22 protein-coding genes and 1 tRNA gene are annotated in these 23,626 nt (G+C 56.5%); 14 read left to right on the top strand and 9 right to left on the bottom strand.

Translation table 11 applies throughout. The annotated features are described in order from the left end of the window. Window positions 1-8: 8 nt before the first annotated feature. Complete coding sequence (locus ACR0LN_RS05325) at window positions 9-2,054, top strand: ASKHA domain-containing protein (RefSeq protein WP_480428229.1); 2,046 nt, start codon at window positions 9-11, stop codon at window positions 2,052-2,054. Window positions 2,055-2,078: 24 nt separating this feature from the next. Next, window positions 2,079-2,936, top strand: coding sequence for a class I SAM-dependent methyltransferase (locus ACR0LN_RS05320; protein ID WP_480428227.1), 858 nt, complete (start codon window positions 2,079-2,081; stop codon window positions 2,934-2,936). 1 nt (window position 2,937) lies between these two features. On the opposite strand, the gene ACR0LN_RS05315 is transcribed toward ACR0LN_RS05320, so the two are convergent. From ACR0LN_RS05315 to ACR0LN_RS05295, 5 genes are all read right to left on the bottom strand, one after another. Beyond that, window positions 2,938-3,011, bottom strand: a tRNA-Gly gene (locus tag ACR0LN_RS05315). A gap of 64 nt (window positions 3,012-3,075) precedes the next feature. Further along, window positions 3,076-3,903 carry a polyphosphate kinase 2 family protein gene (locus ACR0LN_RS05310; RefSeq protein ID WP_480428226.1) on the bottom strand — a complete coding sequence of 276 codons (828 nt, stop codon included), beginning with the start codon at window positions 3,901-3,903 and terminating at the stop codon, window positions 3,076-3,078. Window positions 3,904-4,031: 128 nt separating this feature from the next. Then, window positions 4,032-5,093 (bottom strand): methyltetrahydrofolate cobalamin methyltransferase, encoded by a 1,062-nt coding sequence (locus ACR0LN_RS05305; RefSeq protein ID WP_480428224.1) that lies wholly within the window; start codon window positions 5,091-5,093, stop codon window positions 4,032-4,034. A 9-nt stretch (window positions 5,094-5,102) separates the two neighbouring features. Next, window positions 5,103-6,029, bottom strand: coding sequence for a methylenetetrahydrofolate reductase (locus ACR0LN_RS05300; RefSeq protein WP_480428223.1), 927 nt, complete (start codon window positions 6,027-6,029; stop codon window positions 5,103-5,105). A 27-nt stretch (window positions 6,030-6,056) separates the two neighbouring features. Beyond that, window positions 6,057-6,353, bottom strand: a complete 297-nt coding sequence (locus tag ACR0LN_RS05295; RefSeq protein WP_480428222.1) for a virulence factor — start codon at window positions 6,351-6,353, stop codon at window positions 6,057-6,059. A gap of 240 nt (window positions 6,354-6,593) precedes the next feature. Here ACR0LN_RS05295 and ACR0LN_RS05290 point away from each other — a divergent pair, with 240 nt between their 5' ends. Beyond that, window positions 6,594-7,706: a Ppx/GppA phosphatase family protein gene (locus tag ACR0LN_RS05290; RefSeq protein ID WP_480428220.1), complete on the top strand. Its 1,113-nt coding sequence runs from the start codon at window positions 6,594-6,596 to the stop codon at window positions 7,704-7,706. Further along, a complete protein-coding gene (locus tag ACR0LN_RS05285) occupies window positions 7,706-8,422 on the top strand; it encodes an RlmE family RNA methyltransferase (protein WP_480428218.1) in 717 nt (238 codons plus the stop codon). Before ACR0LN_RS05290 ends, ACR0LN_RS05285 begins: the two co-directional genes overlap by 1 nt. Before the next feature lie 2 nt (window positions 8,423-8,424). Here ACR0LN_RS05285 and ACR0LN_RS05280 read toward each other — a convergent pair whose 3' ends face one another. The 3 genes from ACR0LN_RS05280 to ACR0LN_RS05270 form a co-directional block, all read right to left on the bottom strand. Continuing rightward, window positions 8,425-8,613: a hypothetical protein gene (locus ACR0LN_RS05280; protein WP_480428217.1), complete on the bottom strand. Its 189-nt coding sequence runs from the start codon at window positions 8,611-8,613 to the stop codon at window positions 8,425-8,427. Between the two features lie 97 nt (window positions 8,614-8,710). Beyond that, a complete protein-coding gene (locus tag ACR0LN_RS05275) occupies window positions 8,711-10,612 on the bottom strand; it encodes a multiheme c-type cytochrome (RefSeq protein WP_480428216.1) in 1,902 nt (633 codons plus the stop codon). Continuing rightward, window positions 10,609-11,475 (bottom strand): YihY/virulence factor BrkB family protein, encoded by an 867-nt coding sequence (locus ACR0LN_RS05270; RefSeq protein WP_480428215.1) that lies wholly within the window; start codon window positions 11,473-11,475, stop codon window positions 10,609-10,611. Before ACR0LN_RS05270 ends, ACR0LN_RS05275 begins: the two co-directional genes overlap by 4 nt. Window positions 11,476-11,632: 157 nt before the next feature. Between ACR0LN_RS05270 and ACR0LN_RS05265 the strand changes: the two genes are divergently transcribed. The 8 genes from ACR0LN_RS05265 (at window position 11,633) to ACR0LN_RS05230 (ending at window position 20,074) form a co-directional block, all read left to right on the top strand. Then, entirely contained in the window at window positions 11,633-12,718 is a 1,086-nt protein-coding gene (locus ACR0LN_RS05265) for an AI-2E family transporter (protein ID WP_480428214.1), read from the top strand. Between the two features lie 3 nt (window positions 12,719-12,721). Further along, a complete protein-coding gene (locus tag ACR0LN_RS05260) occupies window positions 12,722-13,831 on the top strand; it encodes an acetoin utilization protein AcuC (RefSeq protein WP_480428213.1) in 1,110 nt (369 codons plus the stop codon). A 113-nt stretch (window positions 13,832-13,944) separates the two neighbouring features. After that, entirely contained in the window at window positions 13,945-14,922 is a 978-nt protein-coding gene (locus ACR0LN_RS05255; protein WP_480428211.1) for an AAA family ATPase, read from the top strand. A 20-nt stretch (window positions 14,923-14,942) separates the two neighbouring features. Further along, on the top strand, window positions 14,943-15,890 hold the full coding sequence (locus tag ACR0LN_RS05250; RefSeq protein ID WP_480428210.1) for a DUF58 domain-containing protein: 948 nt from the start codon (window positions 14,943-14,945) through the stop codon (window positions 15,888-15,890). Then, entirely contained in the window at window positions 15,887-16,363 is a 477-nt protein-coding gene (locus ACR0LN_RS05245) for a DUF4381 domain-containing protein (RefSeq protein ID WP_480428209.1), read from the top strand. Before ACR0LN_RS05250 ends, ACR0LN_RS05245 begins: the two co-directional genes overlap by 4 nt. A 188-nt stretch (window positions 16,364-16,551) precedes the next feature. Then, window positions 16,552-17,343, top strand: a complete 792-nt coding sequence (locus tag ACR0LN_RS05240; protein WP_480428208.1) for a VWA domain-containing protein — start codon at window positions 16,552-16,554, stop codon at window positions 17,341-17,343. Between the two features lie 149 nt (window positions 17,344-17,492). After that, window positions 17,493-18,845, top strand: coding sequence for a VWA domain-containing protein (locus ACR0LN_RS05235; RefSeq protein ID WP_480428207.1), 1,353 nt, complete (start codon window positions 17,493-17,495; stop codon window positions 18,843-18,845). Beyond that, the gene (locus ACR0LN_RS05230; RefSeq protein ID WP_480428206.1) at window positions 18,842-20,074 is read left to right on the top strand and encodes a hypothetical protein; all 1,233 of its coding nucleotides are present in this window, start codon (window positions 18,842-18,844) and stop codon (window positions 20,072-20,074) included. Before ACR0LN_RS05235 ends, ACR0LN_RS05230 begins: the two co-directional genes overlap by 4 nt. A 3-nt stretch (window positions 20,075-20,077) precedes the next feature. Here the strand turns inward: ACR0LN_RS05230 and ACR0LN_RS05225 are convergent, their stop codons facing one another. Beyond that, a complete protein-coding gene (locus ACR0LN_RS05225; protein ID WP_480428204.1) occupies window positions 20,078-20,758 on the bottom strand; it encodes a Crp/Fnr family transcriptional regulator in 681 nt (226 codons plus the stop codon). A gap of 200 nt (window positions 20,759-20,958) precedes the next feature. Between ACR0LN_RS05225 and ACR0LN_RS05220 the strand changes: the two genes are divergently transcribed. Together ACR0LN_RS05220 and ACR0LN_RS05215 are read left to right on the top strand one after the other, a co-directional pair. Then, window positions 20,959-22,569, top strand: a complete 1,611-nt coding sequence (locus ACR0LN_RS05220; protein WP_480428202.1) for an arylsulfatase — start codon at window positions 20,959-20,961, stop codon at window positions 22,567-22,569. 68 nt (window positions 22,570-22,637) lie between these two features. Further along, a complete protein-coding gene (locus tag ACR0LN_RS05215; RefSeq protein ID WP_480428200.1) occupies window positions 22,638-23,612 on the top strand; it encodes an HAD family hydrolase in 975 nt (324 codons plus the stop codon). Window positions 23,613-23,626 lie beyond the last annotated feature (14 nt).

Below are 23,626 nucleotides of genomic sequence, written 5' to 3'. Positions count from 1 at the left end.
GGCCAGTTATGACCACCGACCCTCTTGTTGTCTTTACTCCCTCGGGCAAACGCGGACATTTTCCCGTTGGCACCCCGGTCCTGACCGCTGCCCGGCAGTTGGGCGTGGATCTGGATTCGGTCTGTGGTGGCCGTGGGATCTGCTCGAAATGTCAGATCACGCCCAGCTATGGCGAGTTTCCCAAGCACGGCGTGACCGTCTCGGAAAACGCGCTGAGCGAATGGAACGCCGTCGAACAACGATATGACGACAAGCGTGGGCTGAAACCGGGCCGCCGTTTGGGGTGTCAGGCGACGGTTCAGGGTGACATCGTAATTGATGTGCCACCTGAAAGCCAAGTGCACCGTCAGGTCGTTCGCAAAGCGGCCGCGGCGCGTGCCATTACGATGGACCCGGCAACCCGGCTGTATTTTGTGGTGGTCGAAGAACCAGACATGCATTCCCCCACCGGCGATCTTGAACGCCTTGAACGTGCCCTGCGCGAGCAGTGGAAGATCGAGGCCGTCACTGCCGACCTGTCCCTCATGTCCAAGCTGCAGCCTGTGCTACGCAAAGGCAAATGGGAAGTCACCGTCGCCGTTCACAAGGGCCACAAGGATGAGGTCGCCCGTATCGTCGAAATCTGGCCCGGCCTGCACGAAAGCGGCCTGTACGGTCTGGCAATTGACCTCGGCTCGACCACAATCGCGGCGCACCTGACCGATTTGGAGACGGGTGAGGTCAAGGCATCCTCCGGTCTGATGAACCCTCAGATCCGGTTTGGCGAAGACCTGATGAGCCGCGTATCCTATTCGATGATGAACCCCGGCGGCGACAAGGAAATGACCAAAGCCGTGCGTGAGGCGATCAATGACCTGACCACATCAATCGCGGATGAGGCCGAAATTGATGCGAGCCTGATCGTTGAGACGGTGTTCGTCTGCAACCCGGTCATGCACCACCTGCTACTGGGTCTGGACCCGGTCGAACTGGGCCAAGCACCGTTTGCATTGGCCACGTCCGAAAGCATCTCTCTGCCCGCGCGTGAGATGGACCTGACCAAGATGAACCCCCGCGCGCAGGTCTATATTCTGCCTTGTATCGCGGGCCATGTGGGTGCGGATTGTGCTGCTGTGGCCCTGTCCGAAGAGCCCGGCAAGTCCGAGGACCTCGTGTTGATCGTCGACGTTGGAACAAACGCCGAAATTCTGCTGGGCAATACCACTCGCGTTTTGGCGTGCTCGTCGCCAACCGGCCCCGCTTTCGAAGGTGCTCAGATCAGTTCCGGCCAGCGCGCCGCGCCGGGAGCCATTGAACGTATCGAGATCAATCCCGACACCAAAGAACCGCGCTTCCGCGTTATCGGGTCCGAGAAATGGTCCGATGAAGAAGGGTTCGACCAAGATGTCGCCACAACCGGTATCACCGGCATCTGCGGCTCGGGCATCATCGAAGCTGTGGCGGAAATGCGCATCGCCGGCCTGCTGGATGAAAGCGGCTTAATCGGATCGGCCGAGCAAACCGGCACGCCGCGTTGCGTCCCCGAAGGCCGTACGCATGCCTACATGATCCATGACGCGAGCGCCGAGGGTGGCCCCCGCATCACCGTAACCCAAGGTGATATCCGCGCCATTCAGTTGGCCAAATCCGCGCTATATGCCGGTGCGCGGCTGCTGATGGATGAGATGGATGTGGAACGCGTAGATCGCGTGGTTCTGGCCGGGGCGTTTGGTGCACATATCTCGACCAAACATGCGATGGTTCTGGGCATGATCCCGGATGCACCCCTGGACAAAGTCTCAAGCGCGGGCAACGCCGCGGGAACCGGCGCGCGGATCGCCTTGTGTAACATCGCTGCCCGGACCGAAATCGAACGTGTCGTACGCGAGATCACCAAGGTTGAAACCGCGATCGAACCCAAATTCCAGGATCACTTCGTCGCCGCCAACGCGATCCCGCACAAAACTGATCCTTTCCCTGAACTGGCACAGGTTGTCACCCTACCCGCGCCATCCTTTAACACCGGTGGCGGAGATGAGGAAAAGTCTGGCCGCCGTCGCCGCAGGAGGTCATAGTCTCCCCAGCGGTGGGAGGCTTCTATGGAATGGGCAAACGAAGAACAGGCGGAGTACTGGGGCAACTCGGACTCCGGCACCAAGTGGCTGACCTACGAGGATCAGCTGGACCAGAATTTCTCCTCGGTTCTTGACTTGGTTCTAAACCGTGCCCGGCTGTCAGAAGGTATGAAAGTGCTCGATATTGGCTGCGGCACGGGCGTCAGCGCCTTAACTGCAGCCGAACGCGTTGGTTCAGGCGGGCATGTGTTGGCAGCCGATATTTCAAAGCCTTTTTTGGACCGCGCACAGGCCCGCGCCTCGGTCAAGGGTTTGACAAATATCCAGTTTCAACACGCCGACGCGCAGACATACTCATTTTCTCAAGGCGAAATGGATGCTGCAATTTCGCGCTTTGGTGTGATGTTCTTTGAGGATTCGGTGACTGCATTCTCCAATATCGCGCGATCGCTTAAACCCGGAGGGCAAATGACCTTTGCCGCCTGGGGTCCTTTGGGAGACAACCCTTGGTTCAAGGTGCCGCACTTGGCCGCAGTCGAGCGATTGGGCCGACCACCACGTGTCGACCGCTATGCGCCGGGACCGCTGGCCTTCCACGATCTTGATCATGTGACCGCTATGATGATGCGGGCCGGACTGAACGACGTAAAAGGCGAAGCGGTGCCAATGGTCCTGCCCGGCTATGGCGGCGTTGAAGGGTCTGCCGCCCTGTGTACGCGCGTTGGCCCAGCGGCTCGTGTGATTGCACATTTTGGCGGCAATGAGCAGGATGTGGTGGCAATTCAAAACAGCGTCACCGAAGATTTTATGCGCTTCCAATCAGGAACAGACCTACGCATTCCGGCGGTCATCAACCTGTTTCAGGCGCGTCGATCTGAGTGATTGGAGCGGGTAGCGGGAATCGAACCCGCGCGTTCAGCTTGGGAAGCTGACAGGCTACCATTACATCATACCCGCCGCGTAGCGCTGAATAGCACCGTGCGTTGATTGACTGCAAGCGCCTTTCAGTCGGCGGCAAGAATTACTCGGTCCGTGCGCGAAGGCTGTCGATCAGCGACTGATCCACATCCAAGGCTTCGCAGGCGGCATGCAGCGTTTTCTTGTCCAGGTGCTGCGGATTCAGGTCTATGTCCTTTGAAAACGCGTCAACGATCGCCTGCATAGCCTTGATTCTAGAGAACTTCTTGTTGTTCGCCGGAATCACATGCCACGGAGCGATTTCTGTTGAAGTTCGGGCCAGCATCTCATCCACGGCAACCTCGGCTTCGGCCCATCGCTCACGGTTGCGAAAATCCTCATACGTCAGCTTCCAGCGTTTCATCGGGTTGCGCAGACGTTCGGTAAACCGCTCCATCTGTTCTTCCTGAGAGATATGGAAGAACAGCTTTACGATGCGCGTGCCGTCATCTACCAGCATGCGTTCGAAATCGTTGATTTCTTGATAGGCCGCCTGCCAACGCGCTTCCGGCGTAAACTTTTCGATCCGTTCAACCAGCACGCGCCCATACCAACTGCGGTCAAAGGCCGAGATCGCGCCCGACGGCGGCAACCTTTCCCAAAAACGCAACAGGTAGTGGCGGTTCAAGTAATAGTTCCGAGGGGCCCCAATAGGCCACACCTTGAAGCTGCGTGGATCCAACGCCTGACTGATCCTTCGGATCGTACCGCCCTTTCCCGCCGCATCCCAGCCCTCAAAGACAAGCACACCTTTGGTGCCATGAAACAGGAACGCCTGCTGGATCAGCACCAGCTGCGCCTGCAACTCGGCCAGTTTTTTGAAATACGCCTGCTTGCCCAGTTTTTGGCTCAGGTCCGCATCCGCAAGCTTCGGAGGGTGGTGTCTGGTCATGTGCGCCGATCCTTGATCATCCGATCTAGCCAGTCTGGCTTGCCTGCCAAGATACAGCCTTGATCAGTGTCAAAAACAAAAAAGGCCGGGCAAATCGCCCGACCTTATCATTTTCGGCGCTTTGAGGATCAGGCGCGGCGACGGCGTCCACCACCACGACGACCACCGGCGGCACCAGCAGCGCCCGCCTCTTCCGGCGACTTGTTGAACTTGATCCACTCACCACCATGCGCGTCGTTGTTGGTCAGCAGGTTGGCGGCGCGGATGGCCTCCATCTCCTTACCAGCGCGCGGCTTGGTCGAGCCCAGACCGAACATCTGAACAAATGCCTCGTCGTCCATACCTTCGGGCAGGATGATACCAGCGGCAGTAACCTGTTCTTTCTTTTCGGCAATCTTCTTCTGCGTCACCGGCAGAGCCACCGGGTTCATGATCGCCGAGGTCATGCCAGCGCCCATTGCCATAGGCAGGAAGGCGTTGTTGATACCGTGACGGTTCGGCAGACCGAACGAGATGTTAGACGCACCACAAGTGGTGTTCACGCCCAGTTCTTCGCGCAGACGACGGACCAGAGCAAACACCTGCTGGCCAGCGGTTGCCATCGCACCGATCGGCATGACCAACGGGTCAACTACGATGTCATGCGCGGGGATTCCGAAATCGGCTGCGCGTTCTACGATCTTTTTGGCGACATCAAAACGGACATCGGGGTCCTCGGAAATCCCGGTGTCGTCGTTCGAGATCGCTACAACCGGCACGTTGTACTTCTTGACCAGCGGCAGAACCAGTTCCAGGCGCTCTTCTTCGCCGGTGACCGAGTTCAGCAGCGGACGGCCCTCAGCCGCCTCAAGGCCCGCTTCCAGCGCACCCGGTACTGACGAGTCGATGCACAGCGGCACTTCGACCAGACCTTGTACCAACTCAACGATCTTGCGCATCAGCGGCGGTTCGGTCTCGTTCGGGTTGGGGTTCGAGTTGTAAACAACGCCCGCGTTGATATCCAGAACGGTCGCGCCCGCCATCACCTGCGCCAGCGCGTCTTTTTCAACGGTTGAAAAATCGCCCGCTTCCAGCTCGGCCGCCAGTTTCTTGCGGCCGGTCGGATTGATCCGCTCACCGATGACACAGAACGGTTCGTCAAAGCCCAGAACGGCGGTTTTTGTTTTTGATTCTACGACTGTACGGGTCATGTCCGTTCCTTAAGCATTTGCTGGCTTTGCCGAAGCGCCGCCGTTGTTGATCGCCCAGTTGGCGTTGGTCTTGATGCCGCCAAGCGGGAAGAAGTGTACGTTGGTGATGTTGAAATCCGGGTTGGCCGCCTTGTGGTTGGCCAGTTCTGTCACAACATCGGTCGGTTCATAGGGCAGCAGCAGCTTGGAGACATCCATCGCGCGCTTTTGCAGAACCTTCAGCGACGGGCCGACGCCACAAGCGATGGCGAATTTGATCAGCGTCTGCAGCTTGGCCGGACCCGCGATACCGATATGGATCGGCAGGTCGATGCCCGCTTCTTTCAGGCTGTCTGCCCATGCGATGATCGGCTTGGCGTCGAAGGCAAACTGGGTTGCCAGCGCCATTTCCGCATCAGTGGTTTCGCTGAACTTCTGCTTCCAGCGCAGCGCGTCGTCAACGTTCTTGGTCGATCCGTCGGGGTCGATGTCCTTGTTGCCCTCGGGGTGACCTGCAACGTGCAGACGCTTGAAACCTGCCTTGTCGAACAGACCGGTTTCCAGCAACTGCATCGAGCTGTCGAAATCGCCATGCGGCTTGGCGACACCACCGGCCAGCAGAAGCGCCTGCTCAACACCTGCTTCACCCTGATACATGGAAATCCAGTTTTCCAGCGTTGCTGCGTCCTTGATGATCCGCGACGGGAAGTGCGGCATGACCGGATAACCTTCAGCCGCGATCCGCTTGGCGGTCTTGACCATGTCCTCAATCGGAGTGCCCTCGATATGGGCGATGTAGACGCGGGTGCCCTCGGGCAGCAGCGCGCGGAAATCTTCGACCTTTTCGGCGGTGCGCGGCATCACCTCGATCGAATAGCCCTGCAAAAAGGCTTCGACGGTCGGATTGACTGGGCCGCTTTCGACCGCATCACGTTTTTTAAAGTTCAGCAAAGCCATTGCGGCCTCCCACATTAGATTTGGGGCTTACGCCCAACCGTCATTGGCGATCAGCGCTTTGATGCGGTCCTGATCGTATTCCGTTTCCAAACGCAGGGCCTCGGCCTCGGCAATTTCCGACGGGTCGCCGTCAACTGCAAAAGGTTCGGCTTTGCGCCATTCGGCCAGGTAGGCATCACTGTCCTTGGCGTTCACCTTCATTGCAGCGCGGTCGATGGCTTGTTCAAACCGTTCTTCCAATTGCCGCTTGGCCCCGCGACGGCCTTTGCCGACGATGACTTGAGCGGGAATGTCGCGCCAGTAAACGATGGTGACGTCAGGCATAGCCTTTGATTCCTCCTAACCAGATGGGTCGGTTCTAAACGTCTATATGGGCCTAGGTCGGTCGGTTTTCGACACACAACGTATTTCAAACGACCTTTTGCCTACGACGGAATACAGGGCTTGTAACGAAAACGCACGTAATCGCGCACATCAAAATACTCATCACTATAATGAGCGTCTTGCACGATGGAATTGGCCGACCTATGGTCGGGGTAACTCGAAAATCGGAGGGCGTTGAAGATGGCGCCCAAGCGTCCCAAAGGTGCGGGCGCGTTCCCGAAGGCGGTCGAAAGCCCCGCGCCGGCAAGACCCGATCCAGATGCGCTGTATGCTGCGCTGGATCTGGGAACAAATAGCTGTCGCATGTTGATAGCCCAGCCCAAGGGCAGCGGGTTCCATGTGGTAGACAGCTTTTCCAAATCCGTGCAACTCGGCGCGGGTCTGGAACGGACCGGGCGACTGTCCCGGTCTTCAATGGCGCGCACCGTTCAGGCGCTGCGCATCTGTCAACAAAAGCTGAAACGCAATAAGGTCAAACGGATGCGTCTGGTCGCAACCGAGGCCTGTCGCCGTGCAAAGAACTCACGTGATTTCATCCGACAGGTCAAACGCGAAACCGGGCTGACGCTGGAAATCATCCAACCTGAAGAAGAGGCGCGTCTGGCGGTGATCTCCTGCGCGCCGCTAGTCTCGACCAAAACGGAACAGTTGCTGGTGGTGGATATCGGGGGTGGGTCGACCGAGCTGGTGTGGATCGACATCTCATCTGTGCCGCGCCGCGACCGCCCCGCTGCGATCATGCGATTGCACCACGGGTTTCATACTGCTGACAGCCCCTTTCCGGCAGCTAAGGTGGTGGATTGGATCAGCGTGCCGTTGGGCGTTGCGACGCTTAGGGATCAGTTCCACGATGTTGAGGATGACTCGGCCCGCTTTGCATTGATGAGTTGGTTTTTCGAAGAAAACCTCGCCGATTTCGCACCATACAAAGATGAACAGGCCCGTGAAGGATTTCAGATCGTCGGCACAAGTGGCACCGTGACAACCGTCGCTGCGTCGCACCTGGGCCTGAAACGATATGACCGCACCAAGGTTGACGGCCTGCGTATGACCAGCGATCAGATTGACAAAGTCATACGGGGATACTTAGAACTCGGCCCACTAGGGCGGCGGCGCGATCCGCGTATCGGCGATGACCGGCAGGCCCTGATCATGTCCGGCTCGGCCATTTTGCAGGCATTGCTTCGCTGCTGGCCCACCGACCGCCTTTCCGTGGCGGACCGTGGGCTGCGCGAAGGTTTGCTTTATGCACAAATGAGCGCAGACGGCGTATTGGAAGACGGACCGTTCTGATGGCGAAGACACCGAGTGGAAAAAACAACTCAGGCCGTGGGCAGCGCGACCTGAAGGTCAAGGTGAAGACAGCGCGCGGGCGCAAGCTCAGCTCAACCCGCTGGCTCGAGCGGCAGTTGAACGACCCCTATGTGAAACGCGCGCAGGCCGAAGGCTATCGTGGTCGTGCGGCTTATAAGATATTGGAGTTGGACGACAAGTTCCGCTTCCTTGTTCCCGGTGCGCGTGTGGTCGATCTGGGCTGTGCGCCCGGAGGCTGGCTGCAGGTTGCGGTTAAACGGGTGAACGCGCTGGGCGAAAAAAGCGGCAAGCGGATCGGCACCGTTCTGGGCGTGGACCTGCAAGAGGTCGAACCCGTCGCAGGCGCCGCCGCGCATGTGCTGGATTTCATGGAGGACGATGCCGACCAAAAGGTCAAAGATTGGCTGGGCGGCAAAGCCGATGTGGTGATGTCGGACATGGCCGCAGCCTCATCCGGGCACAAACAGACCGACCACCTGCGGATCATGGCCCTGTGCGAAACGGCGGCCTATTTCGCCTTTGACGTTTTGGAAGAAGGCGGCACCTTTGTCGCCAAGGTTCTGGCCGGGGGTGCCGAGGGCGATCTGCAGAAGCTGCTAAAGCAGAAGTTCGAAAAGGTGGCGAATGTGAAACCACCTGCGTCGCGCTCTGATAGTTCCGAGAAATTCGTAGTGGCGACTGGTTTCCGCGGCTGACCTCAGTCGTCGAGCCAGCTTCGGTCGCCTGCCAAAAACTGCTCGCGCAAAGACGCAGCTGCAGTACTTTGAAGCAACAACGCTTCACCATGATTGATGTATTCCGGCTTTCTGGCCTGCAAATCGGCAATTCTTTGGTTTAGCGACATCGGATTTTGCAACTGCGATGTGTGGACCGGCTTGTCAGACATGAGCCACCTTTGGATTAGGCAAAGTTTCTACTTTGCCCCATCCTTAGCCGGGAAATTTGCCGGTTTCGTGGCGCAAACCGGGCCGTACAATGCCGTTCTATGGATGCAGTTGCGACTTGAGCTGCACTAAACCTGGGTCTTCCGGCAATATCACCAACCCTTCTTCCAGAACTGCGCGCGCAGCCTCTGGCCCTCGGTTGATCTGCGCCAGTTGAACCAACATCGGCCACGCCTCGGCGCGTTGCGGATCCAGGGTTACGACCTCTCGAAATGCGCGCTCAGCGGCAGGAGCGTTGCGGAAGGTTAAAGCCATTCCGCCGAGAACAAGGTGCGTTTCCGGGAAATCCAGGCGGTTTGCGATTGCCCCCTGCCATTCGGCCATGCCCTGCGAGACCAGCGCCTGTTGCTCGGATGTCAGGGACTGGCCTGGAATGTTCAGGAATTCTTTGGCGGCAGAAATTCGTACGTTACGCAAAGGGTCCGAGAGTAGAGGCTCCAGCCGCTGGATCTGATCGGACACTGTCGCTTGACGTTGTAAAGGCACCGCATTGGCGCGCACCAGAGGATCGGAGTCAGATAACATCGAAGCCGTTTTCAACGCGACCTCGCCCGATGCATAGGGCTGAAGCAGATAGGCCGCCGTAGCCCGCACGATGCCAGCCATTTGCGGATCGGTCGCAATTTCCAGCAATTCACCCGGCCCTTCCACCTGCCCTGTCAAAGCCGATTGGAACGAAGTTCCGTAATGCGCGTTCCGATGTGCAGAATCTGGAAACCACGCCTCGATCTGTTTTGCAGCCCAAGCCTGATCTTCGGTTTGATGGCAATCAGTGCAGGCATCCTGCCCCAGGCTCAAATCAGGGCGTGGGATACGGAAACTATGATCGCGCCGCCCGTCAACGCCCATATAAACCCGTTCGATCATATGGCAGGATATGCACTGCGCGCCTTGGGTGTCTTCTGCGTGATGATGATGCGCAGGTGTGTCATAATTTTTGGCTGTTAGGGTCGGAAAATCAGGGTTGCCCGCTTGCGAATGGCATTGGGTACAGACTCCGTTACCCTCGGCCTTCAGCTCTGCGCTGTGCGGCTCATGACAATTCATGCAACCGACGCCTTGCGCGTACATCTTGGACTGCAGGAACGAGCCGTAGACGTAGACCTCGTCCAATATCTGGCCATCGGGATGATAAAGACCGGGGCGTAGCACTGCCAGATTGTAGGCATCGTGATATGGAGTTCCGGGGATAGGGTTGCCGTCTCCATGCGCTTCGCGACGGGAATGGCATCCGGCGCATTGCTGGATTTCGTCCTCTGTCTGCCCCTTGCCCCAACTCATGGTGAAGCCAAATTCGTTTAGGCTGGCGTCGATACTTTGCCCTTTTGCCCACTCAATATGCGCCGAGCCCGGGCCATGGCAGGCCTCACACCCAACCCCGATCTCAGCCTGCTTTGAAACATATCTGCGGGTCTGTGCATCGTAGTTCTTTTCGAAACCGGTCGCGTGGCATTCGGCGCAGCGGGCGTTCCAATTTTTATACGGCCCGGTCCAGTGCAACCCGTCATCGGGCGGCAAGTCCTGATCAGGATACAGGTGATACCAGCGCCCTTCCCCAGTATCCCAGACGACGTCGAAGCTCTGTAATCTGCCGGGCTCCGTCTCGAACAGGTATTGCTGCAACGGCTCAATCCCAACCACCGAATGCACGTCGTAGTGCGTTGTGAGCCCGTCCTTCTCGGTCACGCGCGCATGCAACGCGTTACCGGTGCGCTCAAAGCTCACCGACATGCCATCATGGTCGAACCGTGTTCCATCGAAATCTGCTTTAACGTGCCCGTCGCCAACCTGCGTCCAAGCCAGAGCGTGATGGGACCCAGCCCATGCCTCGGCCTCAGCCGTGTGACACTCGACGCATTGCTCTGACCCCGCGTATTCAGGTGTTTGCGCGTTTGCAGCAAAAGGCAAACACAGACCAAGAAGGAACGCCCAAATCCTCACGTTGCTTGCCCATCAGCTTGATCTTGCAAGTCCATCAAAGCACCGTTGTATTCCGCTCCGAGGATCAGGATGGCCGCGCACAAATATAGAAAGATCAACGCGGCCATCGCCCCTGCAAGACCAGCATAGGTTGCGCTGTACGAGGCGAACTGCGCGATATAGACAGAAAAACCCCAACCACCTGCTGCCAACAGGGCCAATGTCAGCACTACGCCAGGTAGAATTTGCCTTAACTTATGGCGCCCGGTCGGCAAAATCAGATGCGCCAGAACCACGACGCCGATCGGAACGCCGACCGTAAATGTCCAACGCAAGCGATCTACGGAAAGCCAGTCGGACACGTTGACGTCGGTTTTTTCAGAAACAAGCTGCGTGTAGACGGGCAAGACAACTTCGACTGCGGCAATGACCAGAATGCCAACTCCGCCAATGACCACCAGCCCCAGACACAGCAAGCGGGTTTTCCAAAACGGCCAGCTGTCGTGATCGTGATAGGCCTGGTTCATCGCAGCACGCACCGCCAAGACTCCGTTTGAGGCAAAGAACACCGCCAACAAACCACCAAGCGTAATCACGCCCGAGCCCGACTCGGCCAGGACCGAGCGCAGCTCGGCCACGATGGGCGCCGCAACATCCTGCGGCCACGCGCCAAAAATCAACTCGATCAGTTCGTTCGTGACGTAGTCCTGCGACAGAGAGCCAGCCAGGGCGACGGTGAACAGAACGAATGGAAACAAAGCCATCATCATCGACATGGCGACGTGGCTGCTCATGACAAAACCGTTTTTGGAACCGAACCTATTCAAGGCCAGAAAAAGCGCCTGAACTGGTCGGCCTACATAGGGAATCACACGCGCGATCATGCCAAAAGCCTAACCCGCCTGCTCCGTTCACTGAACCGGCAAATCAATAAGCTGCGCAAATAATCTCTGACAAATGTTTGGGCGCATTGCATAATCCGCCCCTGCTGTGCAGGATCAGATTTATGCGCCCAGACCAATTCCTGACACAGGTCGATTTATGACACAGAACGAAGACACCATCGCGCCCACCACACGGCTCAAGCTGTCCGTGGTGCGTGATGCGTTAATTGTCGCAACACTTGTGGTGCTCGGACTGTATGCCGGGTCCGCGTTTCTTATCCCGTTGACGATGGCATTGCTGATCAACGTCCTGATTATCGCGCTGAGCGATCGGATCATCGCGTTTACCCGGGCGCCCGTTTGGCTGGCCAACGTCGCTGGCGTTACAGTCGTCTTGGCCGGTTTGTTTGTGATCATGTATATTCTGGGAAGTCAGGCGACCCAGTTTGCAAGAACGATCAGCACTTACGAAAACCAGTTCGACGAGGCCGTGAACCGCGTCACCGGTCTGGTAGGCAATGATGTCACCAAATTTATTCGCGATAATCTGATTAACATCGACATGTCCTACGTTGCGCGTGTTCTTCTTGGCAGCGCGACCTCGTTGCTGAACCAGTTCTTTCTGATCAGCTTATACGTCGCCTTTCTTATGGCCGAACGGCTGGCCTTTCGGAAAAAGATTCAGCTGGCCGCGGGAGACCCCAAAACCGGCAGTGAATTCGCGGCCATAGTCGATGCGATATCGTTTAGCCTGCAACGGTATGTTGGCGTGAAAACACTGATCAGCCTGATTACCGCGGGCATCAGTTATTCAGTCTTTAAGATTCTGGGCCTGGAGTTTGCAGAGACTTGGGCCGTGCTTACTTTTGCACTGAACTTCATCCCGTCCATAGGCTCGATCATCGCGGTGATTTTTCCATCGATGATTGCGCTGGTTCAGTTCGAAAGCATTGGGCCGTTCCTGATCATTGTTCTGGGCTGTGGGACTATTCAATTTTTGATTGGCAACTTCCTGGATCCTGCCTTTTTGGGGCGGTCTTTGAATATGTCGACTTTTCTAGTCATACTGGCTTTGATGTTCTGGACCACGATCTGGGGATTGATCGGAGCGTTCCTAAGCGTGCCCCTGACCGTTTGTATTCTGATCGTGTTCAGCCATATTCCAGCCTTGCGCCCGGTCGCCATCTTGATGTCACTGGATGGAAGGTTGGGCGAAGAAATTCGCCCCAGCTCTGCCAGCTAGACTATGAAACAGCCGCTGTTCATTGGATCAGAGATTTATCGAAACTCGACTTATGGTTCCAAACACCCACTCGCGATACCGCGTGTTTCTACCGTTATTGATCTGTGCCGGGCCCAAGGGTGGTTGACGACGGAAAATTATCGCGTGAGCCCCTGCGCGAAACCCGCCGCGCTAGAGGCGTTCCACACTCCGACCTACGTGGCCGCCCTGCAACAAGCGGAACGGGATCAGGCGGTGTCAGATGAAACGCGGGACAAACACGCGCTGGGCACACTGTCCAATCCCGTGTTCCCCGAGATGTACCGACGTCCTGCGACTGCGGCCGGAGGCTCGATGCTGGGGGCCGAGTTGATCCGCTACGGCGGCATTGTTTTTAACCCTGCTGGCGGCACCCATCACGGCCTTGCGGACCGGGCCAACGGGTTTTGCTATCTGAACGATCCCGTTCTGGCGATCCTGACCTTGTTGCGCGCGGGCCTCGACCGAATCGTCTATGTCGATATCGACGCGCATCATTGTGATGGGGTCGAAGCGGCTTTTCAGGGCTCGGCCAAAGTTCGCATGATTTCAGTTCACGAGTCCCGCCGATGGCCGTTTAGTGGCACACTGGATAACGATGCGGGCGGGGCTGCTTTCAATCTTCCAGTTGATCGCAACCTCAACGACGACGAGTTTAACGCCATCCTTGATCAATTGATCCTGCCAGCAACCGCGTCCTTCAAACCCCAGGCTATCGTTTTGCAATGCGGTGCAGACGCCGTGGCCGAGGACCCGCTGTCTCGCCTGACTCTGTCGAACAATGCGCATTGGCGGGCGGTCGCCAGTCTGCGCGATATGGCGCCACGGTTACTGGTATTGGGCGGTGGTGGCTACAACCCCTGGTCCGTTGCACGACTATGGACCGGTGTTTGGGCTACCCTAAACCGGATCGACATACCCGATACGCTGAACATCACAGCGCAGTCACTGCTGGGCGACCTGACGTGGAACCGTGCAGCCGGAAAACAACCGCCCCGGCATTGGTTTGAAACTTTGCGCGACACACCCAACTATGGCGCCATACGTCCTGAATTGCAGGCCAACTTGCAGTATCTTGCGGAACGGATTTCGTAGTGGATCAGGCGTTACAACGCTGCTAACCTCTGATCATTAATACACATTCTCGAACACTCTACTTCGGCGCGGTGAGCTATTTCCTGACACCAGCCCACAAATCGGACCAAGAAATGAATGCACTTAATCAGATAAGTGAACTCAAAACGCGGATGGGGCATGCGATCATCGGACAAACCGAAGTGATCGACAGGTTGATCATCGGATTGCTGGCAAATGGCAACCTGCTGATCGAGGGCCTGCCTGGTTTGGCAAAAACCCGGGCTGTCAAAGCCATGGCTAGCAATCTTGATGCCAGTTTCAGCCGAATTCAATTCACGCCCGACCTGCTGCCGTCGGATGTAACCGGCACCGAAGTGTTTCAGCAGACCGATACTGGCAACACCTTCCGTTTCGATCCCGGCCCAATCTTTGCAAACATCGTTTTAGCTGACGAGATAAACCGCGCACCCGCCAAAGTGCAGGCTGCCCTTTTGGAGGCGATGGAGGAACGACAGGTCACCGTCTCGGGCACCACACATAAGATGGAGCCGCTGTTTATCGTGATGGCAACCCAGAACCCGATCGAACAAGAGGGCACCTACCCCCTGCCCGAAGCGCAAATGGACAGGTTCCTGATGCATGTTCAGATCACTTATCCCCCGGTCGAAGACGAGGTCGAAGTGATCCGTCTGGTGCGCGGTGAAGAAATCGCTGCCGGGTCCGGGTCGACACACGATGCTGCGGCACCTATCCCGCAGGACGCCGTGTTTCAGGCTCGGTCCGAAATTGGGAAAATCCACGTGTCCGACGCAATGGATCGGTACATGGCCGATCTGGTACAGGCGACCCGGACACCTGAGAAATACAGCGATGAGCTTGCGAGTTGGATCGAAATCGGCGCCAGCCCCCGCGCGTCGTTGGCATTGGATAAATGCGGACGCGCCCATGCCTGGATGAATGAGCGCGACTATGTCGACCCGGCTGATGTTCGCGCCATCGCCCATGACGTCTTTCGCCACCGCATCACTCTCAGCTTTGAGGCGCAAGGAAGCGCCAAGACGCCCGATGACGTGATCGCGGAAATCCTGCGCCTTGTTGCGTTACCCTGATTAACCGGAAAGAGAGCTTCGTGGCCCAGACTGCCACATATTCCGATGACCCGCGCATTCATGTGGATGCCGAGCATCTCCTGCGGCTAGGGGCCAGATCGCGCGTTCTCAGCCTTTTACCCAAACAACCCGCACGCTCGATCCTGAACGGTCGCCATGCGTCGCGTTTGCGTGGGCGGGGTCTGAACTTCGAAGAGCTGCGCACATACCTTCCCGGCGATGACATCCGCACAATCGACTGGAAAGTGACGGCTCGGACCGGAGAGCCCCATGTTAGGGTCTACACCGAAGAAAGGGATCGCCCTGCCCTGCTGTTGGTCGACCAGCGGATTTCGATGTTTTTTGGAACCAAAGTTTACATGAAATCCGTCATCGCTGCGGAATCTGCCGCAATCGCAGCCCATCGCATTCTGGGGCAAGGCGACCGGGTCGGCGGGATTGTCTTTGGCGACACTGATTTGGCCGAACACCGCCCTCAACGCCGCCCTGCTGCCCTGACCCGGTTTCTGTCTTCCGTTGCTGCCTTGAACTGCAGCCTGAAGGCCTCACTTCGTCCCACGCCAACAGTTGCGCTGAACGACATCCTGGAACAGGCAGCCCGCATCACGCACACCAACGCTCTGGTCTGTGTGTTTTCGGATTTTGACGGTCTGGATGAAGCATCTGAGCGCATTCTAAGCCGCTTGGCCCGCTCTAATGATCTAATTTTGTTTAACATCTTCGACCCAAGCTCGCGCCAGCTTACCCCAGGCGTGAAACTGACGGTTTCAGATGGAGCCAAACAAATCGAACTGGACAGCTCGGACCCCGGTTTGTCCGACCGCATCATGGTGGCAATGGAAGGTCGACTGGCGCTGTTGCAGCAATGGTCAAAACGCTATGGATTTCCGATTGTCCCGATGACCACCGAAGAACCGGCATTGGACCAATTGTTAAAGCAGTTCGGCCACATCGGGGGTCGCGCATGAGCATTGATACAGAGGGCAAATCTCTTGTTGAATTGCTGGACATGCTCGTTCCGGCCCCTGTACCGCAGCCCATACCCATGACGCCGCAGACCTCGGGATGGTTGTTTTTGGCGGCAGTTCTGGCTGCCGCTATCTCGTGCGGAGTTTATGTGTACTTAAGACACAGACGACACAACGCGTATCGACGCGCGGCGCTTGTCGAATTAGATGCCGCAGGCAACGATATTGCCAAAATCGCAGATATCCTGCGTCGCACCGCACTTGCTGCGTATCCGCGCGCGCAAGTCGCCGGTCTTCACGGGCAAGAATGGATCAACTTTCTGCAGCATTCCTCTGATAATATTAAATTTACTGACGCTCACTCTCAGCTGCTAAACGAAGCTCCGTATAAGAATGTTGGTCCAAGTCCAGACATAGCGCATTTGGCGCGGGTGTGGATCAATACCCATAGACCACTGGGGAGGCGAAAATGATCTCTTTCGCATTCCCTTGGGCATTTCTTCTTCTCCCGTTGCCGCTGCTGGTGTGGTGGCTCGCACCTGCTCATCGAGAACAAACAAGTTCAGTTCGCATCCCATTCTTCCGACATGTCGCACAAGCGGCGAGAGCCGAGCCGAAGTCCGGGTCCGTCATTTCACGACGGTCTACGCTGCAGACCCTCGTGGTCATTCTGATCTGGTTGTTGCTCGTGGCCGCGTTGGCTCGTCCAGAAAAACTGGCGGATCCGATCATTGTCGAAAAGTCGGCGCGGGACGTCGTTCTGGCGCTGGATATTTCGGGCTCGATGGATCAACGCGATTTCCGATCGACAGATGGCACGCCCAAGCAGCGACTGGCTGCCGTCAAGGATGTCCTGCGCACTTTCATCGCCGAGCGTCAGGGCGATCGAATGGCGTTGATCATTTTCGGTACACGCGCTTTTGTTCAGGCCCCGTTCACCGAAGATTTGAATAGTTTGAATGGCTTCCTGGATCAAACTGAAGTGGGGATGGCCGGCCCAAACACAGCATTGGGCGATGCGATTGGCCTCGGCATTCGGACATTTGAATCCAGCGAGGTTGAACAACGTCTCATGATCCTGCTGAGCGACGGTGCCGACACGTCCAGCCGCATGACCCCAACCAACGCAGCGGCGATTGCCGCCGACAAAGGCGTTGTCATATACACCATCGGCGTCGGTGATCCCGATGCCACTGGCGAGGATCGAGTGGATCTCGACGCGTTGAAGTCCATAGCGGATCGAACCGGCGGCCAGTACTTCTTTGCCAATGACGAGGCCGCGCTAACCGAAACCTATCAGCGTATTGACGAACAAAATCCAAGAATCGTCGAAACTCAAAGTTACAGGCCGCGCGAAAGCCTGACCCATTACCCGCTGTTGATCGCCCTGATTTTGGTCCTAGTCAGTTCGCTGGGTTTTCGTGTCGCCCAACACCGCAGGAGATCAGTATGATCGACGCGGTGGCAGAGTTTCATTTTATTAGAGCACCTTACTTGTTGTTTTTAATTCCCATTGCGGGTTTACTGTGGGTGCTTCGCCCCAAACGTTCGCGGAAAGCTACCGTTCCTTCTGGCATTGCTCCTCATCTAGCAGAAGCACTCATGCTCAGTGCTGAAAACGACCGACGGATTTATCCTATAGACGTCGCCATGTTTGCAGCAGCTTTGATCGCAATCGCCGCAGCCGGTCCGACTTGGTCCCGAGCGCCCAACCCATTGCTTGCCGACACAGCGCCCTTGGTAATCGCCCTCAAGGTCACAGAAAGCATGGAGGATGCTGACCTAGCCCCGTCACGGTTGGAGCGTGCGAAATACAAGATCACAGACATCATAAACGCCCGAGCCGGGGCTCGAACGGCGTTGCTGGGATATGCAGGCTCACCTCACCGGGTCGCACCGTTGACGGAAGATGCAAACATCCTTCGCCCTTTGCTGGAGGGATTGACCCCCGCCGTCATGCCCACGCAAGGGGATGCCGCCGCGGACGCTCTGACATTGGCGCAAGGTATTTTGGACGACAGTGAAACCCCGGGCGCCGTGTTGTTTGTGCTGGACGACCTCGATCCTTCCCAGATGCCGGAATTCGAGAACGCATCCTCACAAATCTTCTTTCTGACAATGCTCCCTGACAGCCAAGAAATTGTTCAGTTGAACAGCCTGAAGAATGCAGGCGTCGTTGCGTTTTCGAATGACGATCAGGATGTCACTCGGCTTTTGCGGCAAATCCAAACAGCCTATGTCGATGCGCTGGATGATGATGACAGGCTCGACTGGCAGGACAAAGGGTGGGTTCTGGCCTGGCCCGCGGCCCTGCTGTCCTTACTTTGGTTCAGACGGGGTTGGGTCATCAGGTGGGCGTTGCTGGGATTGTTCGTTACGCAACCCGCAGGCCCGGCCAAGGCGGAAGGTTGGCGGGGTTGGTTTCTGACACCGGATCAACAAGGTCAGATCGCCATGAACCAAAAACGGTTTTCTGATGCCGCGGAACTGTTCGAGGACCCATACCACGAAGGGTACGCGCGCTTGAAAGCTGGGCAGTACCCTGAGGCTGCGGCGATCTTTGCGGAACTCAATACTCCAGAAGCGGCTTTTGCCGAAGGCATGGCGCGTATCCGTAACCGAGAGTATCGACCTGCCATAAACGCATTCGACACTGCTTTGGAACGGCGTCCCAACTGGGCGGAAGCACAACACAATCTTGAAGTTGCCACCGCCATTCTGGATTACGTCGAAGCAACTCGCGAACAGTCAGACACCGGTGAAGAAGCCGGGATCGGTGCGGACGACATAGTGTTCGACAACGAAGCCGGGCGAGGTGAAAATATAACCATTCAGGCCCCAGCCGAGGGGACCAAACCCCTGCCCGCCGATCAGTGGATCAGCGCCATCGACACGGACATGCAGGATTTTCTGCGAAATCGGTTCTTGTTGGAAAACCAGGAGAAACAGCAATGAGGCACATCCTGTTTCTCCTGCTAATGTTGCTGCCCGGCCTAGTGTTCGCGCAAGGCAATGCAGCGATCCAACCACTGGTCACAGTCGACGCGCCAACCGAGGACGTAATCGTTGGACAACCGGCCTCGGTGCTTATCAAGGTACTGGTGCCGACCTTCATGCCATCGCCCCCTGTTTTTCCGTCGCTGGAGCAGGAAAACGTCCTGGTGCGCCTGCCCGAACGCGCCTCCGGCCCCGTTAGTGAGCCCGTGGACGGCGAAACCTGGTCTGGCGTCCAACGTCGCTATCGCATCTACCCTTTGACCGATGGGCCGCTCGAACTCGGCACTACAGAAATGACCGTCACGTATGCCAACCCTGACACGAATGATCCGGTTCAGGTGTCGGTCCCGTTATCTCCGATTACGATCAACGCGGTGGTCCCTGATGCTGCGGCTGATCTGGATCCCCTGATCATCGCCACGCAGTTTGAGCTGGAACAGGAAATCGAGGGCTCGACCGAATTGCAGGCCGGAGATGCCATCACGCGGCGGTTAACGGCGCGAATTTCCGGCACAAGCGCGATCCTGATACCCGAACTTATTGCGGAAAATCAGGATTCTCTGTTGCGATCTTATCCAAAGGAACCCCGATTGACCGAAACAGAGGATCGAGGTGTTCTTTCTGGGCAGCGGGTCGACGAAACCACCTATCTTGCACAAGATGGCGGCCAAACGCAGCTTTCGGCAATATCCTTCCAATGGTACAACCTGTCGGCCAACTCGATCGAAACCGCTGAGGTCGACGCCGTGGACCTAACGCTTAACGCACCCATGCCCGGCCCTCCGTCAACAGAAAAGCTGGTTGGTTACGTTTTTTGGGGCGGGCTGTTGGCATTGGTCGCTTTGGCTTTTGCGCGGTGGGGATTGCCCCGCTATCAAGCATGGATCGACGTCCGGCAAAAAGCCTATCAAACGTCGCCTGAATATGCCCTTGCACAATTACGCCGCGCACTGAGAGCGCAAGACCTTTCAGGTGCCTATTCCGCACTTGAAAGGTGGAAGAAACGGAGCAGTAATCCACAGGATTCAAGTGACCTTGAGGCGCAGTTGATTAAGATTGGATCATCGCGTTACACTACTGATTGCGCTGGAAAAACACCAGACTGGTCCGCGGCGATCTCGGCCTTGGCTAGCTTGGCAAGTTCACCCAGAAAACCACCCCGGGCGCTTCCATCGCTGAACCCCTGACGGTCAGGTCTGGCAGTTGGCGATCAGTGCTTGTCTGTCTTTCAATCGCACCCGCCCATATCCAAGCTCGATCAAACCCAAATCCGCAAGATGATGCAAACTGCGATGTAACGTCGGTTGTGAAACAGCGATCATTTCGGCCAATTCTTCTTGGCTAACCACGATCCAGCCGTCACTTTTTGAGGTTCCTTCGTCCAGGTGGAGCAGACGCAATACAAGCCTTTTTTCACTGCCGGTAACGGCCAAATTTGCCATTATGCGCAAGGCCGTCTGCATGTTCTCTTGGGTGAGTGCATAAAAGTCTCGAATATACTGAGGATTTGCCTTCACCAACTTGGCAATCCGTGTATTCGGAAAAAACAAGGCTTGTGTCTCTTGCGTCGTCACCACGCTGACAAGCCGTGGAGCATCGGCGAACAATGCCAAATCCCCGATCCAGAAACCTGCACCTTCGCGATGCAAAACAAACTCTTGGCCGTCATCCGCCGGAGCCGTAATCTGTACGCCACCATTTACGACGGCAAATATCCCGTTCGCTGGGTCTCCATGGTGATACAGGGTTTCCCAAGCTTCAAAATTTTTTGCGACACCGCATTCCAGCAAATCACGCCGAAAAACCTCGGAACGTTTGCTGAACCACCCGCTCTCTCGCAAGAGCTTCAAATTATTCGCTTTGTCAAACATTAGTATTTTTCAATATCATCATATGATGAGTTTTCAATCCCACTGATACCATAAGCTACGCGTGTTCGATTCCCGGAACAGTGAAACCTCACCGTTCAGAATTCGACAGATTTTTAGGAAGCTTATTGGCTGATTTGCCAGCCACCTAACAAAAACAAACTTCCGGGTTTTCAGGACCCTTTTCAGATCAGGAGCACATCATGTCACCACCTCGTTCGATTGCAGACAGTTGGCGAACCACTATACGCCGCGTTGCTGTGGCAACTGTCGCCGTTGCGTTGGCAATTCCCGCGTGGGCGCAGGAACAGAAACCCAATATCCTGGTCATCTGGGGTGACGATATCGGGCAGTCAAACATCTCGGCCTACACAATGGGGCTGATGGGTTATCAGACACCCAACATCGACCGCGTCGCGAAGGAAGGCATGATCTTCACCGACTATTATGGTGAACAATCCTGTACCGCAGGCCGCTCGTCCTACATCATGGGGCAGTCAGTGTTCCGGACGGGCCTTTCCAAAGTCGGCCTTCCCGGTGCCGATCTGGGTATGCAAGTCGAAGATCCAACCATTGCGGGCCTACTGAAGGACCATGGTTACGTTACCGGTCAATTTGGTAAAAACCATTTGGGTGACAAAGATGAACACCTTCCGACAAACCACGGATTCGACGAGTTTTTTGGCAATCTTTACCACCTGAACGCCGAGGAAGAGCCGGAAAACGAAGACTATCCCGGAGACGCTGTTCTTGCTGATGGCCGAACCTTCCGCGAAGCCTATGGCCCGCGCGGCGTGATCAAGTCCAAAGCTGATGGCACGATCGAAGACACCGGTCCGTTGACACGCAAGCGTATGGAGACGGTAGACGACGAAACCGTCGCTGCAGCGATCGACTTTATCCAACGTGCGCATGAGCAAGGCCAACCCTTCTATGTCTGGTGGAACGGCACACGCATGCACTTCCGTACGCATGTAAAGGATGAAATGCGCGCCCAAGCGAATGAGATCGCCGGTCGTGTCGCCGATGAATACACGGCTGGCATGATTGAACACGACATGCATGTGGGGCAATTGCTCGACCTGCTGGACGAGCTTGGCATCGCTGACAACACCATCGTGCACTATTCCACAGACAACGGCCCGCACATGAACACGTGGCCGGATGCCGCCGCGACACCGTTCTGGGGTGAGAAAAACACCAACTGGGAAGGCGGATGGCGCGTTCCGTCGATGGTACGTTGGCCCGGCCAGATCGAGGCCGGTTCGGTTACCAACGAAATCGTGCACCACATGGACTGGTTGCCAACTTATCTGGCCGTCGCTGGTGATCCCGACATCAAGGAAAAACTGAAAGCGGGCTATAGCTCGTCGGGTATGGGCCGTGAATACAAGGTTCATCTGGACGGCTACAATATCCTGCCACTTTTGACGGGTGAAGCGACTGAAAGCCCCCGCCGCGAAATCTTCTATTTCTCGGATGATGGCGACCTGACAGCGCTGCGCTTTGACGATTGGAAACTAATTTTCCTTGAGCAGAAAGCATGGGCAACCCTGCGCGCCTGGATCGAACCCTGGACCGAGCTTCGTATTCCGCTGATCGTGAACCTGCGTCGCGACCCCTATGAGCGCGCCTATCGGACGTCCAACACCTACTATGATTGGCTACTGGATCGCGCATACTTCCTTGTTCCTGCGCAGCAGTATGTTGGGTCTTTCCTTGAAACATTCCAGGAATTCCCGCCTCGTCAGAAGGCAGCCAGTTTTAACCTGGATCAGGTGATGGAGAAACTGGCCTCACCCACCAATAACTGATCCCTGCAACAACGAAGGGCCGCTGGTTAAACAGCGGCCCTTTACAGATTGCCAAAAAGGAATTTCTCATGAAAGCCGCTCTTCTGTCCGCCGTCGTTTTCATGGCTCCGATTGTTGTATCCGCAGATCCATTGCCCAGTTGGGCGACTTCGGATTCCAAAGGCCGGATTATAACCTTCGTTGAGGCAGTTACCGACCCACTCAGCGCCGAATATGTGACGCCTGCAGAGCGAATTGCGGTCTTCGACAACGACGGAACCCTTTGGGCCGAACAGCCCGTCTATTTCCAACTGACCTTCGCGATGGATCGCTTGGCCGAAATGGCGGCGGCTGACCCCTCGATCTTGTCTACCCCAACATTGGAAGCAGCGGCACAAGGTGATTTGAAATCCATCCTGGTGGGCGGTCATGATGCCTTGATCGAGGTTCTGAACGCCTCGCATTCCGGGCTTAGCGTGGAAGAATTTCAAGCCTCGGTCGCCAAATGGTTAAGCACAGCCCGCCACCCTGACACTGGTCTAGCTTATGACCAGATGACTTATCAGCCGATGGTGGAACTTCTACGCTATCTCAGGGATGAGGGGTTTCGGACATACATCGTTTCGGGCGGCGGCCTGCATTTCATGCGCGTGTTTGCCGAAGACGCCTATGGCATCCCACCCGAACAGGTTCTGGGAACCTATACTGGCACGACCTATGAGACAGCCGATGGCACACCAACCATCCTCAAAGCCCCTGGTATCGCCTTTGTGGACGACAAGGAAGGTAAACCAATCAACATCGAACGCACCATTGGCCGACGGCCCATTATTGCGGGCGGTAACTCGGACGGGGATTTCGCCATGCTGGAATGGACAACCGCAGGGCATGGGCCGCGTTTGGGCATTCTGGTTCACCACACAGATGCCGAACGTGAATGGGCCTATGATCGGGAAAGCCCTATTGGAAAACTGGTCGATGGGCTGGACAAAGGTCCGGGAAAAGGCTGGATAATCGTTGATATGGCGCAAGACTGGGAACGCATCTACACTGGCGGTGACTAAGACACTCAGAGACC

The organism is Ruegeria sp. AA6, from assembly GCF_056542865.1.
The sequence above is the reverse complement of the archived record's forward strand: the minus strand, read 5'-3'. Positions and strand labels throughout refer to the sequence as shown.

What these genes read in the sequence shown, in the direction of transcription:
- ACR0LN_RS05230 (WP_480428206.1), top strand. Translation starts at nt 18,842, where the DNA reads ATGAGGCACATCCTGTTTCTCCTGCTAATGTTGCTGCCCGGCCTAGTG.
- ACR0LN_RS05215 (WP_480428200.1), top strand. Translation starts at nt 22,638, where the DNA reads ATGAAAGCCGCTCTTCTGTCCGCCGTCGTTTTCATGGCTCCGATTGTT.
- ACR0LN_RS05300 (WP_480428223.1), bottom strand. Translation starts at nt 6,029, where the DNA reads ATGGCTTTGCTGAACTTTAAAAAACGTGATGCGGTCGAAAGCGGCCCA.
- ACR0LN_RS05245 (WP_480428209.1), top strand. Translation starts at nt 15,887, where the DNA reads ATGAGCATTGATACAGAGGGCAAATCTCTTGTTGAATTGCTGGACATG.
- ACR0LN_RS05285 (WP_480428218.1), top strand. Translation starts at nt 7,706, where the DNA reads ATGGCGAAGACACCGAGTGGAAAAAACAACTCAGGCCGTGGGCAGCGC.
- ACR0LN_RS05280 (WP_480428217.1), bottom strand. Translation starts at nt 8,613, where the DNA reads ATGTCTGACAAGCCGGTCCACACATCGCAGTTGCAAAATCCGATGTCG.
- ACR0LN_RS05305 (WP_480428224.1), bottom strand. Translation starts at nt 5,093, where the DNA reads ATGACCCGTACAGTCGTAGAATCAAAAACAAAAACCGCCGTTCTGGGC.
- ACR0LN_RS05225 (WP_480428204.1), bottom strand. Translation starts at nt 20,758, where the DNA reads ATGTTTGACAAAGCGAATAATTTGAAGCTCTTGCGAGAGAGCGGGTGG.
- ACR0LN_RS05270 (WP_480428215.1), bottom strand. Translation starts at nt 11,475, where the DNA reads ATGATCGCGCGTGTGATTCCCTATGTAGGCCGACCAGTTCAGGCGCTT.
- ACR0LN_RS05310 (WP_480428226.1), bottom strand. Translation starts at nt 3,903, where the DNA reads ATGACCAGACACCACCCTCCGAAGCTTGCGGATGCGGACCTGAGCCAA.
- ACR0LN_RS05260 (WP_480428213.1), top strand. Translation starts at nt 12,722, where the DNA reads ATGAAACAGCCGCTGTTCATTGGATCAGAGATTTATCGAAACTCGACT.
- ACR0LN_RS05265 (WP_480428214.1), top strand. Translation starts at nt 11,633, where the DNA reads ATGACACAGAACGAAGACACCATCGCGCCCACCACACGGCTCAAGCTG.
- ACR0LN_RS05320 (WP_480428227.1), top strand. Translation starts at nt 2,079, where the DNA reads ATGGAATGGGCAAACGAAGAACAGGCGGAGTACTGGGGCAACTCGGAC.
- ACR0LN_RS05255 (WP_480428211.1), top strand. Translation starts at nt 13,945, where the DNA reads ATGAATGCACTTAATCAGATAAGTGAACTCAAAACGCGGATGGGGCAT.
- ACR0LN_RS05235 (WP_480428207.1), top strand. Translation starts at nt 17,493, where the DNA reads ATGCTCAGTGCTGAAAACGACCGACGGATTTATCCTATAGACGTCGCC.
- ACR0LN_RS05325 (WP_480428229.1), top strand. Translation starts at nt 9, where the DNA reads ATGACCACCGACCCTCTTGTTGTCTTTACTCCCTCGGGCAAACGCGGA.
- ACR0LN_RS05220 (WP_480428202.1), top strand. Translation starts at nt 20,959, where the DNA reads ATGTCACCACCTCGTTCGATTGCAGACAGTTGGCGAACCACTATACGC.
- ACR0LN_RS05290 (WP_480428220.1), top strand. Translation starts at nt 6,594, where the DNA reads ATGGCGCCCAAGCGTCCCAAAGGTGCGGGCGCGTTCCCGAAGGCGGTC.
- ACR0LN_RS05295 (WP_480428222.1), bottom strand. Translation starts at nt 6,353, where the DNA reads ATGCCTGACGTCACCATCGTTTACTGGCGCGACATTCCCGCTCAAGTC.